General features: G+C 67.2%; 15 protein-coding genes and 1 pseudogene. 7 read left to right on the top strand and 9 right to left on the bottom strand.

The annotated features are described in order from the left end of the window. Positions 1–50 precede the first annotated feature (50 nt). The 3 genes and pseudogenes from HWX07_RS09290 to HWX07_RS09280 form a co-directional block, all read left to right on the top strand. Complete coding sequence (locus HWX07_RS09290; protein WP_244129961.1) at positions 51–1,424, top strand: aminotransferase class III-fold pyridoxal phosphate-dependent enzyme; 1,374 nt, start codon at positions 51–53, stop codon at positions 1,422–1,424. After that, a complete protein-coding gene (locus HWX07_RS09285; protein ID WP_175876084.1) occupies positions 1,421–2,224 on the top strand; it encodes an enoyl-CoA hydratase-related protein in 804 nt (267 codons plus the stop codon). Before HWX07_RS09290 ends, HWX07_RS09285 begins: the two co-directional genes overlap by 4 nt. A gap of 112 nt (positions 2,225–2,336) precedes the next feature. Then, positions 2,337–2,522: pseudogene (locus HWX07_RS09280) on the top strand (hypothetical protein); the annotation flags it as partial. A 36-nt stretch (positions 2,523–2,558) separates the two neighbouring features. On the opposite strand, the gene HWX07_RS09275 reads toward HWX07_RS09280, so the two are convergent. From HWX07_RS09275 to fdhD, 5 genes are all read right to left on the bottom strand, one after another. Then, positions 2,559–2,816 carry a MoaD/ThiS family protein gene (locus HWX07_RS09275; RefSeq protein ID WP_175876083.1) on the bottom strand — a complete coding sequence of 86 codons (258 nt, stop codon included), beginning with the start codon at positions 2,814–2,816 and terminating at the stop codon, positions 2,559–2,561. A 58-nt stretch (positions 2,817–2,874) separates the two neighbouring features. Then, positions 2,875–3,447 (bottom strand): molybdenum cofactor biosynthesis protein MoaE, encoded by a 573-nt coding sequence (locus tag HWX07_RS09270; RefSeq protein ID WP_175876082.1) that lies wholly within the window; start codon positions 3,445–3,447, stop codon positions 2,875–2,877. Positions 3,448–3,494: 47 nt separating this feature from the next. Then, the gene (gene moaA, locus HWX07_RS09265) at positions 3,495–4,619 is read right to left on the bottom strand and encodes a GTP 3',8-cyclase MoaA (RefSeq protein ID WP_175876081.1); all 1,125 of its coding nucleotides are present in this window, start codon (positions 4,617–4,619) and stop codon (positions 3,495–3,497) included. Positions 4,620–4,848: 229 nt separating this feature from the next. Then, entirely contained in the window at positions 4,849–6,063 is a 1,215-nt protein-coding gene (gene glp / locus HWX07_RS09260) for a gephyrin-like molybdotransferase Glp (protein WP_175876080.1), read from the bottom strand. Continuing rightward, positions 6,060–6,929 (bottom strand): formate dehydrogenase accessory sulfurtransferase FdhD, encoded by an 870-nt coding sequence (fdhD, locus tag HWX07_RS09255; RefSeq protein WP_175876079.1) that lies wholly within the window; start codon positions 6,927–6,929, stop codon positions 6,060–6,062. The genes glp and fdhD overlap by 4 nt, the downstream gene beginning before the upstream one ends. Before the next feature lie 422 nt (positions 6,930–7,351). On the opposite strand from fdhD, the gene HWX07_RS09250 reads away from it, so the two are divergent. The 4 genes from HWX07_RS09250 to HWX07_RS09235 all read left to right on the top strand — a co-directional run bounded on the left by HWX07_RS09250 (position 7,352) and on the right by HWX07_RS09235 (position 11,351). Further along, complete coding sequence (locus HWX07_RS09250; protein ID WP_175876078.1) at positions 7,352–8,752, top strand: cytochrome ubiquinol oxidase subunit I; 1,401 nt, start codon at positions 7,352–7,354, stop codon at positions 8,750–8,752. 2 nt (positions 8,753–8,754) lie between these two features. Then, complete coding sequence (gene cydB, locus HWX07_RS09245) at positions 8,755–9,762, top strand: cytochrome d ubiquinol oxidase subunit II (protein WP_027807756.1); 1,008 nt, start codon at positions 8,755–8,757, stop codon at positions 9,760–9,762. A gap of 161 nt (positions 9,763–9,923) precedes the next feature. Beyond that, complete coding sequence (locus tag HWX07_RS09240; RefSeq protein ID WP_175876077.1) at positions 9,924–10,844, top strand: bestrophin family ion channel; 921 nt, start codon at positions 9,924–9,926, stop codon at positions 10,842–10,844. 93 nt (positions 10,845–10,937) lie between these two features. Further along, on the top strand, positions 10,938–11,351 hold the full coding sequence (locus tag HWX07_RS09235) for a VOC family protein (RefSeq protein WP_175876076.1): 414 nt from the start codon (positions 10,938–10,940) through the stop codon (positions 11,349–11,351). Between the two features lie 65 nt (positions 11,352–11,416). Here HWX07_RS09235 and HWX07_RS09230 read toward each other — a convergent pair whose 3' ends face one another. The 4 genes from HWX07_RS09230 to HWX07_RS09215 all read right to left on the bottom strand — a co-directional run bounded on the left by HWX07_RS09230 (position 11,417) and on the right by HWX07_RS09215 (position 15,216). Beyond that, positions 11,417–12,139, bottom strand: coding sequence for a class II aldolase and adducin N-terminal domain-containing protein (locus HWX07_RS09230; protein ID WP_175876075.1), 723 nt, complete (start codon positions 12,137–12,139; stop codon positions 11,417–11,419). 155 nt (positions 12,140–12,294) lie between these two features. Beyond that, the gene (locus tag HWX07_RS09225) at positions 12,295–13,173 is read right to left on the bottom strand and encodes an amino acid ABC transporter ATP-binding protein (protein WP_175876168.1); all 879 of its coding nucleotides are present in this window, start codon (positions 13,171–13,173) and stop codon (positions 12,295–12,297) included. A 188-nt stretch (positions 13,174–13,361) separates the two neighbouring features. After that, a complete protein-coding gene (argE, locus tag HWX07_RS09220; RefSeq protein WP_175876074.1) occupies positions 13,362–14,546 on the bottom strand; it encodes an acetylornithine deacetylase in 1,185 nt (394 codons plus the stop codon). After that, positions 14,539–15,216, bottom strand: coding sequence for a DUF1028 domain-containing protein (locus HWX07_RS09215; RefSeq protein WP_175876073.1), 678 nt, complete (start codon positions 15,214–15,216; stop codon positions 14,539–14,541). The genes argE and HWX07_RS09215 overlap by 8 nt, the downstream gene beginning before the upstream one ends.

The following is a 15,216-nucleotide window of genomic DNA, read 5'->3' as shown; positions in this document are numbered from 1 at the left end:
TGGACGTGCGTGCTTAATCTGGAAGCCTTCTGTCACGAGGCTCAGAAATAGTGAGCCATGCCATTTCCGGAGTCAACATGGATCTCAGCATTCACGGCGAGTCGAATCCCGCGCTCGCGTCGTCGTTTCGAAAGGTGCTCGTGCCCTGGGCGGTCCAGGGCGGGCTCAATCCGCCGGTCATCACGCATGCGCACGGATGCTACTTCTACGATGCGAACGGCAAGCGCTATCTGGACCTCACCAGCGGCTATGTCGCGGTGTCGTTGGGTCATGGCCATCCGAAGGTGGTGCAGGCGATCCAGGCGCAGGCCGCGCGCATGTGCTGGGTCGCGTCCAGCTACTTCAACGACGTGCGCGCCGAATACGCGGAACTCCTGAACAGCGTTTCGCCGTGGCCGGACGGGCTGCGCGTGCACTTCACCTGCGGCGGTGCCGAGGCAAACGACGACGCGGTGAAGATCGCGCGGCTGGTGACACGCCGGCCCAAGGTGCTGACCGCCTATCGGTCGTATCACGGCAGCACCCTCGGCGCGAGCGCGATGACGGGCGTAGACCGCTGGCGCGATCCGTTCCCGGCGCTGGCGGGCATGGTGAAGTTCTTTGCGCCGTATCCGTATCGCAGCCCGTTCCATACGTCGGAGCCGGCCGAGGAAACCCGGCGCGCCCTCGATCATTTGGCGCGCGTCCTTTCGCACGAAGGCGCACAGAACGTGGCCGCGATCCTGATGGAGCCGATGACGGGATCGAGCGGGGTCGTCGTCTACCCGCCGGGGTATCTCGCAGGCGTTCGCGACCTGTGCGACCGGCACGGCATCCTGCTGATCTTCGACGAGGTCATGACGGGCTTCGGGCGCACGGGGGCATTGTTCTGCGCCGAGCGGGTCGGCGTGTTGCCGGACCTGATTTCGTTCGCCAAGGGAGCCAGCGCTTCGTACACGCCCCTCGGCGGTGTCCTGGTGCGCGAGGGCGTGGCCCGCCACTTCGATACGGAACTCTTCGACGTGGGCCACACGCATGCGGGCCACGTACTGGCGGTCGCCGGCGGGCTCGCCGCGCTGAAGGTCTATCTGGACGAGGGCTTGTTCGAGCGGGCGCGCGAGATCGAGAACTGGCTGCGTGACGGGCTCGGCGAGCTGGCGCGGCGTCATCCGTCGATCGGCGACGTGCGGGGCATGGGCGCCCAGTTCGGCATCGAGCTGGTACGAGATCGGGAAACGCGGGAGCCGCTCGTCGAGTGGCACCACCCGGCGGGATCGGCGCCGATGCGCGCGTTCCATGGCGAGCTGCTGAAGCGCGGTGTCCACGCGTACGGGCGCTACAACGTGGTGATCGTGGCGCCGCCGCTCGTCATCTCGCGCACGGAGCTGGACGAGGGACTGGATGCGCTCGACGCGGTGCTGACGGTGCTGGAGGCCGCGCGATGAAGTATGAGGACATTCTGTATCGCGAAGCGGGCGGCGTGGCGACGATCACGATCAACCGTCCGTCGGTGTACAACGCGTTCCGCGCCAGGACGGTCGACGAACTGCTGCATGCCTTTCAGCAGGCGGGCTGGAATCGCGAGATCGGCGTGATCGTGCTGACCGGCGCCGGCGAAAAGGCCTTTTGCACCGGCGGCGACCAGACGAGCCACGGCGATGGCGGCTACGGTGGCCGCGGCGCGATCGGCTTGCCCGTGGACGAGTTGCAGAGCCTCATTCGCGACGTGCCGAAGCCGGTGATCGCGCGCGTCAACGGCTATGCGATCGGCGGCGGCAACGTGCTCGTGACGGTGTGCGACCTGGCGATCGCGAGCGAAGCGGCCCAGCTCGGGCAGGTGGGGCCGAGGGTCGGTTCGGTGGATCCCGGCTTCGGCACGGCGCTGCTCGCCCGCGCCCTCGGGGAAAAACGCGCGCGGGAAGTGTGGTTCCTGTGCCGGCGCTACACGGCGCGCGAAGCGCTTGCAATGGGGTGGCTCAACGCGGTCGTGCCTGCCGATCAGCTCGACCGGGAAGTCTCGCGATGGTGCGACGAAATCCTTGCGCTGAGCCCCACGGCGCTGGCGATCACCAAGCGGTCGTTCAACGCGGATTCCGAGAACATTCGCGCGATCGGTGCGCTGGGATTCGAGGCGCTGTCGCTGTACTACGACACCGACGAATCGAAGGAGGGCACGCGTGCTTTTCGCGAAAGGCGCAAGCCCGATTTCCGGCGTGGAAAGGCTGGCCATGATCCGCAACCCTGATCTGCCGCCCTGCCTGCTCGGGGCGATCCGGCAGGGCGACATCGTGCGACTCGCGATTCGGACGGAGCACTTCGATGAGCACCACTGACATAATCGGATCGAGGCGGCGCCGGGAAAACCGTTCCGTCCCGGCGTCGTGCATGTCGTGCCCGATCTGCCGCGCACGCGCAACGGGAAGGTCATGCGCCGCGTGGTGCGCAACGTATTGCGGGGTTTGCCGCCGGGCGACGTGAGCGCCCTCGAGAATCCGGCGGCGCTTGCAGCGTTGCAGGCCCTGGCCGATCAGGGCGCGGCATGAACGATCGACATCGAAACGGGCGTTGCGCGGGGGACGTCATCCGCCCGTCGCCGGCGGAAAGAACGCGACCTCGCTATCCTCCCGCACGATGAATTCCCCGGTCACCATTTCGAGGTTCACGGCCGCCCGCACGGGGCGGTCCATCCGCAACGCGTCCGCGCTGCGCGCGTCGCGCGCTGCCAGCGTGCCGCGCAACGCGTCGACGGTGAGTTCGCGGGCATCGATTTCGACGGTTTCTTCATCGAGCGCCAGTTGTTCGCGAATGCTCGCGAAGTATTTGATCGTCAGTTTCATTGGAATGTCTCGAGCAAGAGCGGTAGCGGCGGAATCGGAACACACGAAGCGAACGCGCTCAGCCCCAGCGCCGCATCGCCTGGTCGTCATGCGCTTTCGCCTCGACCCAGCCGGATTCGCCGTCGTGCCGGATCTCCTTCTTCCAGAACGGCGCGTGGGTCTTCAGGAAATCCATCAGGAATTCGCACGCATCGAACGCGGACGCGCGATGCGCGGCGGCCACGACGACCAGCACGACCGGCTGGCCGAGCGGAATGCGGCCGACGCGGTGCACGATCCTGACCGCTTCGAGCCGCCAGCGCGCGGTGGCCTCCTCGACGATGCTCCATAGCGCCTGTTCGGTCATCGTCGGGTAGTGCTCGACTTCCAGCGCGACGACATCGTCGACGTCGCCTTCCTTGCGCACGACCCCGAGAAAATTCACGACCGCGCCGACATTCGGATTGCGAACGATCGGCGCAAGCTCCGCGCCCGCGTCGATCGGCGCATGCTGCACGCGCACTTCGAAGCCGGCCGCGATCGCGGGCGCCGATTCGGGGTGCGGCTCGGTCGCGTCGACGTGCGGCGGGGCGCTGCCGGCGCGCGGCGGATCGTCCGGCAGCCCGGCGCGGGATTCGGTGAAGGTCGTCATGACACGTTCTCCAGTGGGTGGCGCATCCTGTATCGCGGGGCGGCCCGTCAGCCGCCGACGAGCGACATGCGCACGGTCGGATAGGTCTTGCCCGGCGCACGGGCTGGCCGTGCGGCCCGGCGCTCGGAATAGCGGTCGTCGCGCCGCGTCCAGCGTGCGCGCACGGCGGCGGCGAGGTCGGCGGTCGACGCGGCGTCGTCGAGCCACGGCCGCAGGTCGGTGCCTTGCGTCGCGAACAGGCAGGTATAAAGCTGGCCGTCGGCCGACACGCGGGCGCGCGAGCAGGTGCCGCAGAACGGATGCGACACGCTCGCGATGAAGCCGACCTCGCCCGCGCCATCGATGTGCGCGCAACGGATCGCGGTGGCGTCGTGCCCCGGTTCGCCGACGAGCACGAGCGGGTAGTGTTCGTCGATCAGCGCGCGCATCCGCGCGGCCGGGACGACCTTGTCGCCGGACCAGAAGCTGGCGCCGCCGACATCCATGTATTCGATGAAGCGCACGGCCACGCCCGTATGCCGGAAGTGCCGCACGAGCGGCAGGATCTGGTCGTCGTTCACGCCGCGCTCGATCACTGCGTTGACCTTGACCGGCGCGAGCCCGGCCGCATGCGCGGCCTCGATGCCGGCCAGCACGCGGGCCACCGGCACGTCGGCGTCGCTCATCCGGCGGAATACCCCGTCGTCGAGCGCATCGAGGCTCACGGTCACGCGCGACAGCCCCGCATCGCGCAACGCGCGTGCCTTCGCGGCCAGCAGCGAGCCGTTGGTCGTCAGCGCGATTTCGACGGGCTTGCCGTCGACGGTCGTCAGCGCGGCCAGCCGTTCGATCAGCGCTTCGAGATTGCGGCGCAGCAGCGGCTCGCCGCCCGTGATGCGGATCTTCTCGACGCCGAGCGACGTAAAGGCGCGGGCGATCTTTTCCAGTTGCGCGAACGACAATCGCTCGGACGACGGCATGAATGCGTAGTCGGCGCCGAAGCTCTCGCGCGGCATGCAGTAGCCGCAGCGGAAATTGCACTGGTCGATGACGGACAGGCGCAGGTCGCGCAGCGGACGGCCGAGCGTGTCGGACGGGCGGGGGAAAGCACCGGGCGATGCGTCGCCGGATGAGGCGGCGGCGGCCGGCGCGGCGGAAACGATGGCATTCACGATCGGGTCGTCGGCCTGCATGAAGTAAGCAAAGGGGCGTCGCCGCCTGACCGTGCGGATGCCGACGTGTCGGCGCACGGGTCGTGGCGAGCCTCATCGTGAGCATAGTCCGCGGGGTTTTGTCGGCAGAGACACAATCCCGCCCGAATTGCAGGAATACAGTTCGCCGCGAGGGACGCGCGACAGGCGCGGCGAATCGGGCGACAAAAAGGGCGAAGGCATCGCATCGGGCGGCTATCCGGCGTCGCGCTCATGCGAGCCAGCGCGCGAATTCGTAGTACGGAACAGCGTCGCCGCGCGCGATGGCGCGCCCGGCCGGCAGCCGAGCGAGCCCGCTGGCCACCACGAGCGACTGCAGCGTGCCGGCGCCTTGCTGACGCAGCGTGTCGAGCACCGGCGCGCCGTCGGCGCCCACCGTACAGCGCACGCGAACGAAGCGCTCGCGCTGGGTATCCGGCTCGAAGCCGGTGTCGATCGGCAGCGACGGCACGACCGGCAGGCATGCGTCGCGCCCCTGCAGGCGGCGGATCAGCGGCGCGACGAACAGCGCGAACGCCGTCATCGCGGCGCCTGGATTGCCGGGCAGCAGTACCACGGGCCGCGCATCGAGCGCCGCGAGCGCGACCGGCTTGCCCGGCTTCATGCGCACGCCCGTGACGATGAACGATGCCCCGAGTTCAGTCAGCGCCGGACGCAGCAGGTCCTTGTCGCCGACGGACGCGCCACCGACGCAGATCACGAGATCGCACTGCGCGTGCAGGTCGCGCAACGCCCGATCGACGGCGGCCGCCGTATCGGCCGCGTGCAGGCTCAGCGCGACGTCGGCACCGGTTCCGGCGACCAGCGCGGCGAGCATCGGCGCGTTGCTGTTGTAGATCTGCTGCGGCGCGCGCGGCTGGCCGCATGCGACCAGCTCGTCGCCGGTCGTCAGGATGCCGACGCGCAGCGCCGCGCGCACGTCGATCCGCGCGAACCCTTGCGCGGCGGCCACGCCGACGTGCATCGCGCCCAGGCGCACGCCGGCCGGCACGAGCAGATCGCCGGCGCGTACTTCCTCGCCGCGGCGGCGGATGTGCGACCCGCTGCGCTGGGGGGCGTCGAACGTGACGCCACCCATCTGTTCGTGCGCATGCTCCTGCATCACGACCGTGTCGGCGCCGGGCGGAATCAGGCTGCCGGTGAAGAGGCGTGCGGCCGTGCGCGGCGCGAGCGGCGCGGGCGTGTCGCCGGCATAGCAGCGCTGCGCGACGCGCAGCGGCTCGCCGTGCGCGAGGTCCGCGTGCCGTACGGCGTAGCCGTCCATCGCGCTCTGATCCGCGGGCGGCTGGTCGAGCACCGCGGTCAGCGGCGCGGCCAGCACGTGACCGGCCGCTTGTGCGACCGGCACGGACGCGGCGGCCTCGAGCGGCGTGAACGCGCCGGCGAATTGCTGCTGCGCGGTATCGAAATCGAACAGGTGTTTCATGACGAGTGGGCCGGCTGCGCCGGTGCAGGCAATGGGTCGAGATGAACGGCGGCAGGCGACACGTATTCGACGAAGCCGTCGTTGCGGCAGAAGCCGAGCAGCCGCACGCCGGCTTCGCGGGCGACGTCGATCGCGAGCGACGTCGGCGCCGAGATCGTCGCGATCATCGGGATGCCGACCCGCGCGGCCTTGCGCACCAGTTCGTAGCTCGCGCGGCTCGACAGGAACACGAAGCCCGCGCCCAGGTCGGCGCGGCGGCGCGCGAGCTGCCCGATCAGCTTGTCGAGCGCGTTGTGGCGGCCGACGTCCTCGAACACGTCGAGCACGGCGCCGTCGCGGTCGCACCACGCGGCCGCGTGGATGCCGCCGGTCTCGCGCATCAGCGTCTGCCGGGCCGGCAACGCATGCGCGGCGCGCGCGATCGCGTCGGCGCCGACGCCCGCGGCCGCGCCGGCGGCCGCGATACGCGGCGGGTGCAGGTCGAGTTGCGCGATGCTTTCGATGCCGCACACGCCGCAGCCCGTGCGGCCGGCCAGCGCGCGGCGGTGCGCCTTCAGCGCCATGAACGCCTGCTGCGACACGGTGAGCCGCACTTCGGCGCTGCCCGGCCGGTATTCGCTTTCGATGTCGAAGACGTCCGACGCGCGCTCGACGATGCCTTCGCTCAGCGCGAAGCCGAGGCCGAACGCGTCGAGGTCGATCGGCGTCGCCATCATGACCGTGTGCGAGATACCGTTGAACACGAGTGCAACCGGGGTTTCGTCGACGACGCGATCGACGGTGCCGTGTGCGTCGCCGGCACGGTGGCGCGTCACCTGACACGCGGTGCTGCCGGTCGGATCGTCACGGCGAGTGCGGGACTCCATGCGGTTTTCTCCAGGCGGGGCGGCCGGCGGGCCGGCCGGGCTCGGCGCGCACGCCGAACGACGGGAATCGATGCCGCCGGGCGGGCGCCGAAGGGCGCGCTACCGCCGCGGGCAGGCGTTGCATAAGATGTTAAGTGGAGTGAACAGTGCGCCGCAGACACAGCGCCGCCACGCGGAAAGCAGTACAGCTGAGCGTCCCGCCGGCGCCGAATAAGTTTTCCGTGCACACATCTTCGGCGGCGCAAGCAGCACAGTTTCAGCGCACGTTCGAGTGATTGCGAGTATCGTTGCAAACGCGATATCGTCATTCACGCTTCGATGCCGTGCGAGCGATCGTTTGTGTTCGCATGTGTTGTCGCCAAGCCGTCGCGCGATTTCCTGCTTCGAGCGTACGTCCTCACAACCACGAGCAAATTACGGTCATGGAAATCTTCGATGCGTTCCATCTCGCCCGATTGCAATTCGCATTCACGGTGTCGTTCCACATCGTGTTCCCCGCGATCAGCATCGGCATGGCGAGCTTCCTGGCGGTGCTGGAATGGCGCTATCTCGTCACCGGCGACGCCGCCTACAAATCCATGTTTCAGTTCTGGTCGAAGATCTTCGCGATCGGCTTCGGGATGGGCGTGGTCTCCGGCGTCGTGATGGCGTACGAGTTCGGCACCAACTGGGCCGGGTTCTCGCGCGTCGCGGGCAACATCACGGGGCCGCTGCTCACGTATGAAGTCCTGACGGCGTTCTTCCTCGAAGCCGGCTTTCTCGGCGTGATGCTGTTCGGCTGGCAGCGCGTCAGCCCGCGTGCGCACTTCTTCGCGACGCTGATGGTCGCGGTCGGCACGCTGATCTCGACGTTCTGGATTCTCGCGTCGAACAGCTTCATGCAGACGCCGCAAGGCTACAAGATCGAGAATGGCCTCGTCGTGCCGGTCGACTGGTTCAAGATCGTCTTCAACCCGTCGTTTCCGTACCGTCTCGTGCACATGACGATCGCGGCGTTCATCGTCGCGGGCTTCATCGTCGCCGCGTGCGGCGCGTGGCACCTGCTGAAGGGGCGCCGCGACGAGCCGGTCAAGCGCAGCTTCTCGATGGCGCTGTGGATGCTGCTGGTGCTCGCGCCGATCCAGATCGTCGTCGGCGACGCGCACGGGCTGAACACGCGCGAATACCAGCCGGCGAAGATCGCGGCGATCGAGGGGCTGTGGGAAACCGAGAAGGGCGGCACCGCGCTGAACCTGATCGGGCTGCCCGACATGCAGGCCGAAACCACGCGCTATGCGATCCAGGTGCCGCACCTCGGCAGCCTGATCCTCACGCACAGCTGGGACGGCGAGATCCGCGGGCTGAAGGAATTCCCGCCGCAGGACCGCCCGTATTCGCCGATCATCTTCTGGACGTTCCGGATCATGGCCGGCCTCGGGATGCTGATGCTGCTCACCGCGCTGCTCGGGCTGCTGCTGAGAAAGGGCGGGCGCCTGTATGAAACGCGCTGGTTCCAGTGGTTCGTGGTGGCGATGGGGCCGTCGGGCATCGTCGCGCTGCTCGCCGGCTGGATCACGACCGAGGTCGGGCGGCAGCCGTGGACCGTGTACGGCGTGCTGCGCACCATCGACTCGGTCTCCCCGCTCACCGCCCAGCAGGTCGGCGTGTCGCTGCTGGTCTTCGTGGTCGTGTATTTCCTCGTATTCGGAACGGGTATCTACTACATGATGAAACTGATGAAGCGCGGGCCGGCGGCCCAGGCCGGCTACATCGAACTGCACCGGCATCCGGGGCTGCGCAAGAGCGCGCTGTCCACGCCGCTGAACGTCACCGAGGCGGAGTAACCATGCATATCGATCTTCCTGTCGTCTGGGCCGCGATCATCGGCCTCGGCGTATTCATCTACGTGATGCTGGACGGCTTCGATCTCGGCATCGGTCTGCTGTTTCCGTTCTTCGACGCGAAGGCCGAGCGCCAGGTGATGCTCGATACCGTCGCGCCGGTGTGGGACGGCAACGAGACGTTCCTCGTGCTCGGCGGCGCGGGCCTCTATGGCGCGTTCCCGGTCGTGTATTCGACGCTGCTGCCGGCCAACTACCTGCCGCTGGTGCTGATGCTGGTCGGGCTGATCTTCCGGGGCGCGGCGTTCGAGCTGCGCGCGAAAGCCACCCGCACGCAGCACATGTGGGATCTCGCGTTCATCGGCGGCTCGGCGCTGGCGGCGTTCTGCCAGGGGATCGTGCTCGGTTCGCTGCTGCAGGGCATCAAGATCGAGAACAACCAGTTCGCGGGCGGGCCGTTCGACTGGCTGTCGCCGTTCAGCATGATGTGCGGGATCGGCGTGCTCGTCACCTATGCGACGCTCGGCTGCGGCTGGCTGATCCTGAAGGTCGACGGCGAACTGCAGCGCAAGATGCGGTTGCTGATGAAGCCGCTCACGGGCGTGCTGCTCGCGGTGATGGGCGTGGTGAGCCTGTGGACCGTGATCGGGCTGCCGGCCGTCGCGCACCGCTGGTTCGGCAGCGGCAACCTCGGCTGGTTCCTGCCGGTGCCGATCCTGGTCATCGCGTGCGTGTGGGGCATCTTCCACACGGTGAAGCGTGCGCACGAGGCCACGCCGTTCCTGCTGACACTCGCGCTCGTGTTTCTCGGCTACACGGGGCTCGTGATCAGCATCTGGCCGAACATCGTGCCGCCGTCGCTGACGATCTGGGATGCGTCGTCGAGCCATTCGAGCCAGTTGTTCGCGCTGGTCGGCACCGTGATCGTGCTGCCGATCATCCTCGTGTACAACGCGATGCAGTACCGCGTGTTCCGCGGCAAGGTGCGCGAGGGCGATATCGGCTATCACTGAGCGGCAAGCGACGTGACGGGGCGCGGCGCGCGGGTATCATCACGCGCCGCGTCCGGCACGGCACCCGATGTGAAAGCGGCCCGCCACGCGCGGGCCGTTGCGCATCGGGTGCGGGCGCAACGGGTTGCGTTGCGCATTCCTTTGGCAGTCGAGAAAACATCATGATCGTCAGACCACGACAGAACTGGCTCAGGATGCTGTTCGTATGGAACGGCTCCGTGCTGCAATCCATCATTCCGCAACTCGTGTTCATGGCGGTCGTCAGCACGCTGGCGGTCTTCACGAACGGGCGCATCTTCGGCGAGAAGATTCCGCTGAACACCGCGCCGTTCACGCTGTTCGGGCTCGCGCTCGCGATCTTCCTCGGGTTTCGCAACAACGCGAGCTTCGAGCGCTTCAAGGAGGCGCGGCATCTGTGGGGCAACCTGCTGATCGCCGCACGCGCCGTGACGTCGCAACTGCATCGCTACCTGCCCGACGGCGTGAGCGACGCCGAGCGCAACCGGCTCGCCGATCTGCTGATCGCGCTCGCGTATGCGCTGAAACACCAGCTGCGCCATACCGATCCGACCGAAGACCTGGTGCGCATTCTCGGGGCGGAGCGCACGGCCGCGCTCGGCGGCAAATGCTACAAGCCGGTCGCGATCCTCGACGAACTGCGCGGCGGCATTGTCCGTGCGCTGGGGCGCGCGCCCGGCAGCGACGCGACCTGCTGGATGTTCGAGACGCAGCTCGATGAACTCGGCAAGTCCGTCGGTGGTTGCGAGCGCATCCTGTCGACGCCGATTCCGTTTTCGTACAGCGTGCTGCTGCATCGCACCGTGTATGCGTATTGCGTGCTGCTGCCGTTCGGGCTCGTCGATTCGACGGAGTTCTTCACGCCGCTGATCTGTGTGTTCATTGCCTATACGCTGATCGCGCTCGAAGCGATCGCGAACGAAGTGGCCGAGCCGTTCGGCCTCGCGCCGAATGCGCTCGCGCTCGATGCGATCACGCGCACGATCGAGCGGTCGGTGCTCGAACTCGGCGATCGGCCGATGCCGGAGGAGTTCGTGCCGGCGTCGACGTATCAGATCACGTAGGACGCCGGGCCGGTAGTGTAGTCGTCGGTAAGGTTGATCGGTCGAACCGGGAAGAGGTGTGTAGACTCGGGCTCGTTCAATGGAGCCCACACCATGCAACTGCTTGATCACGTGTCGATCGGCGTGCCGGATATCGACCAGGCACGCCCCTTCTACGATGCCGTCATGGCTGCGCTGGGCGCAGCCAAGGTCTACGACCGGGCCAACGCGCTCGGCTATGGCGAACGGTGCAGCGCGAACGACCCTGCATCGACTTTTCTGGCGGTGTATCTGGATCCCGCCGAAGTCGGGACGAGCAAGCGGCACTGGTGTTTCAAGGCCGCATCGCGCGAGCAGGTGCAGGCGTTTTTCGAGGCCGGCCTCGCGACGGGCGGCCAGTCCGACGGCGAACCCGGATTGCGGCCGCAGTACCACGGCGACTACTACGCGGCTTTTCTGATCGATCCGGCCGGCAACCGGGTCGAGGCCGTGTGTCATGCGGCGGTGGCGGAGCGCGGGCGGCCGTGACGGCGGCGATGCCCTGCGGTCAGTGAATGTGTCAGGATGAACCGCGCCTGCTGATTCCCACCCTCTCAATCCCGATACGACGGCTCCTCGACGTCCAGGATGCGCTTCATCTCGTCGAAATGCGCGATCGAGAAGTCACGGAAGCCTTCCCAGTCACGCGCGGTCTTCTCGGCCACTTCGTCGGACAGCACGTTGATCGGCTTGCCGGTCGCGTACGCGTTGACGAGAATCCGGCACGCGCGTTCGAGCGTGTACATGTCGTCGAACGCCTCGCCGATCGTCGGCGCGGTCACCAGTACGCCGTGATTGCCCATCAGCAGACGGGACTTGTCCTTGAGCAGCGACACGAGGCGGGCGCCTTCGTCTTCGGTATCCGCCATGCCGGAGAATGCGGTGTCCAGTGCGACACGATTGAAATAGCGGGCGGTGTTCTGCTCGATGGGCAGGATGGTCGGATCGGACAACGTCGAGATCGTGGTGATATGGACGGGGTGCAGGTGCATGGCGACGCGCACGTGCGGCAGTTGCTGGTGCAACTGACCATGGATTGCCCACGCGGTCGGATCGATGCTGCCGTTTTCAAGGCTCGAACGGTCGTCGGCATCCAGCAGCACCAGGTCGCTCGCGCGGATTCGCGAGAAGTGCATCCATTTGGGGTTCATCAGGAAGCGACGGCCGTCGTCGGAAACGGCGACGCTGAAGTGGTTCGCGACCGCTTCATGCATGCCGAGGCGGGCGAAGCAGCGGAAGGCGGCGGCGAGATCGGTGCGAAGCCGGGTTTCGTTCATGTCGAAGTACGTGAGCGTAAGCGTTTGAAAAAGGGGCGCCGGCAGGGGCGCGGGCCGCAAGTTCATGGTTGGGCGCAGCGGAGTTGCCGAAAAGGTTCGACCGGTCGGGCGGCCGAGCGCCGGCCACGCCTCGACGCGTCGACCCGCTTGCGGTCTCAGGGCGGTCCTTCCGCGTCGGCCGTTGCGTCGTCCGATTTCCAGAACGCGTTGCGATCGCGATAGTTCTGCAGGAACTGCTGCAGCCGGGGGTTCGTGGAGCGGCGGAACACCTCGCCCGGCGCGCCGCTCACCGCGATCCGGCCATGGTCGAGAAACACGACGCGATCGGCCATCTGGGCGGCGAAGCCCATCTCGTGCGTGACGACGACCATCGTCATCCCGTCGCGCGCGAGCTGTTTCATGACCTGCAGCACTTCGCCGACGAGTTCCGGGTCCAGTGCGGAGGTGGGCTCGTCGAACAGCATCAGGTTCGGCTCCATCGCCAACGCGCGGGCGATCGCCACGCGCTGCTGCTGGCCACCGGACAGTTTCGACGGATGGGCATCCGCCTTGTGGGACATGCCGACCATTTCGAGCATGCGGCCGCCGATGGCGTTCGCCTCGGCAACCGGCAGGCGGCGTACCCGCCGCAGCGCTTCGGTGACGTTGCCGAGCACGCTCATGTGCGGCCACAGGTTGAACTGCTGAAACACCATGCCGATGTTGCGGCGCACGCGGTTGATCTCGGCGTTCGACGCGCGCACGCGCACGCCGTTGCGTTCGACGTAGCCGAGCATCTCGCCCCCGATCCGGATCTCGCCGTGATCGTAGGTTTCGAGGGCGGCCATGCAGCGCAGCAACGTGCTTTTGCCGGACCCGGACGGACCAATCAGGCAGACCACTTCGGATTGCGCGATCGACACATCGATTCCGCGCAACACGTCGGTTTCGCCGAAACGTTTGTGCAAACCCTCGATTTCGACGAGCGGCATCGCGCACGCCCGGGCGAGCGTGGCGGCAGGTACGCTTGCGGGGATGTCGCTGACTGCGTTCATGATTGCCTCGATCGGTTCGGGTCGTCGCGCCGTATTCACTCGTGTCGCGCGAAGGACGCAATGCAAGTTCGATGAGCGGACTTTACGTGGCCAATATTGAGCGGGAAAAAACTCTTTTCGAATGTCATTCGAAGGTTTTTCCAATGCAGCGCGCCGGTGCCCCGCCAGTGCGCTCGACGGAATCGAAATCAGTCGGTGTCGCGATCGGTCGCTTCGGGCGGGGCGAGATGTTCGGCCAGCCGCCGCAGCATCGCGTCGCAACCCTGCAGTTGGTCGATGCTCACGAACTCGTCCGGCTTGTGCCCTTGATCCATGCTGCCCGGTCCGCACACGACGGTCGGAATGCCCGCCTGCTCGAACAGCCCGCCTTCCGTGCCGAACGCAACGGTGCCGAACGCGCTCGATCCGCTGAGTATCGTCAACAGGCGGGCGGCGTCGCCATCGTCCGGTGTCGACAGGCCCGGGTAGGCGGACAGCGGCTGCATCCGGATATCGCAATCCGCGTGAACCGCGCGCATCTTCGGCGTCAGGTGTTGCTCCGCATAGGCCTGCAATTCGCTGGTCACTTCATCGGCGTCGAAGCCGGGCAGCGTGCGGACCTCGAAATCGAATTCGCATGCGTCGGGAACGATGTTCAACGCCTTGCCGCCGTGGATCAGACCCGTCTGGACCGTCGAGAACGGCGGATCGAAGCGAGCGTCGTGATGCTCCGGTTGCGCGAGCCGTTCGCCGATTTCCTCCAGCCGGTTGACCAGACGCGAAGCATACTGAATCGCATTGACGCCATACGGCGCGTACGCGGAATGACACGCGGCGCCTTTGACGTGGCAGCGCATCGCCAGTTTGCCCTTGTGGCCGAGCACTGGCTTCAATTCGGTCGGCTCGCCGATCACGCACAGCACCGGCCGATGCGGGCGCTTCGCGAGTTCGGCCAGCATCGGCCGCACGCCGAGGCAGCCGATCTCCTCGTCGTACGAGAACGCGAGATGGATCGGCAACGACAACCGACGCGCGACGAACATCGGTACCGCGGCCAGCACCGACGCGAGAAAGCCCTTCATGTCCGCGGTGCCGCGGCCATACAGCCGGCCGTCGCGTTCGCTCATCCGAAACGGCTCGACGGTCCATGCCTGGCCGTCGGCGGGCACCACGTCCGTATGACCCGAGAGCAGGATGCCGCCGCGCTCGAGCGGTCCGATCGTGGCGAACAGGTTCGCCTTGCTGCGCGCGTCGTTGTGGAACAGTTCGCTGTCTACGCCGTAGCCTGCCAGATAGTCGCGGATGAACTCGATCATCGCGAGGTTCGAGTGCCGACTGACCGTATCGAAGCCGATCAGTTCGGCGAGCAGCGTGCGGCTGGTCGGCTCACTCATCGCCGGGTACGCCGTATTTCGGTGCGGTGGTCGGATCGAGTGCGCGCGTCACGTAGTCCTGCATCTGCGGACGGTATGCACGCCACAGCGCGGCGAGCGCCGCGATCGGGGCGTCGTCGGTCCAGTCGACCCGCAGATCGACGAGCGGCCATACCTGCGTATCGACGATCTTCAACGCGGCCGAATGCACCGGGCCGGCTTCTCCGCCTGCGTCGATCGCAGCCTGCATCGCCGCGAGCAGACGGTCGGCGAGCGGGCCGGGCGTCGTCTCGAACGCGGGCACCATCGCGGAGATCACGTCCTGACTGGCGAGCATGTTGCCCGCGGCGACACACTGTCTGCCCGCCATCGCATGATGCAGGCCGAGCGCCTGCGCGCCGGTCTGGAATGCCGTGCGGCCCTGCGCATCGACGACCGTGACCTGCCGATAGTCGCGCCAGCGATCGGTGGCGAGCGCGGCTTCGAGCGCCTGCGCGGGGTCGGTCGCGCCGTCGCCGAGCAGGTCGAGCACCTGTGGGCCGAGCGACGGCAGCGTGACGTTCTGCGTGGCCACGGCGCCCGCCCCGGTGCGAACCCACGGGCAGCGCGCGCCCACTGCGATGCTCGAGGAGCTGATTGCGACGCCGAGTTGTCCGGTTTCGGCGCATCGTCCGACGATCGAGAATGTCAT

The organism is Burkholderia sp. BCC0097, from assembly GCF_902832985.1.
GTDB lineage: Bacteria > Pseudomonadota > Gammaproteobacteria > Burkholderiales > Burkholderiaceae > Burkholderia > Burkholderia orbicola.
This window is presented reverse-complemented; position numbering and strand designations above follow the sequence as displayed.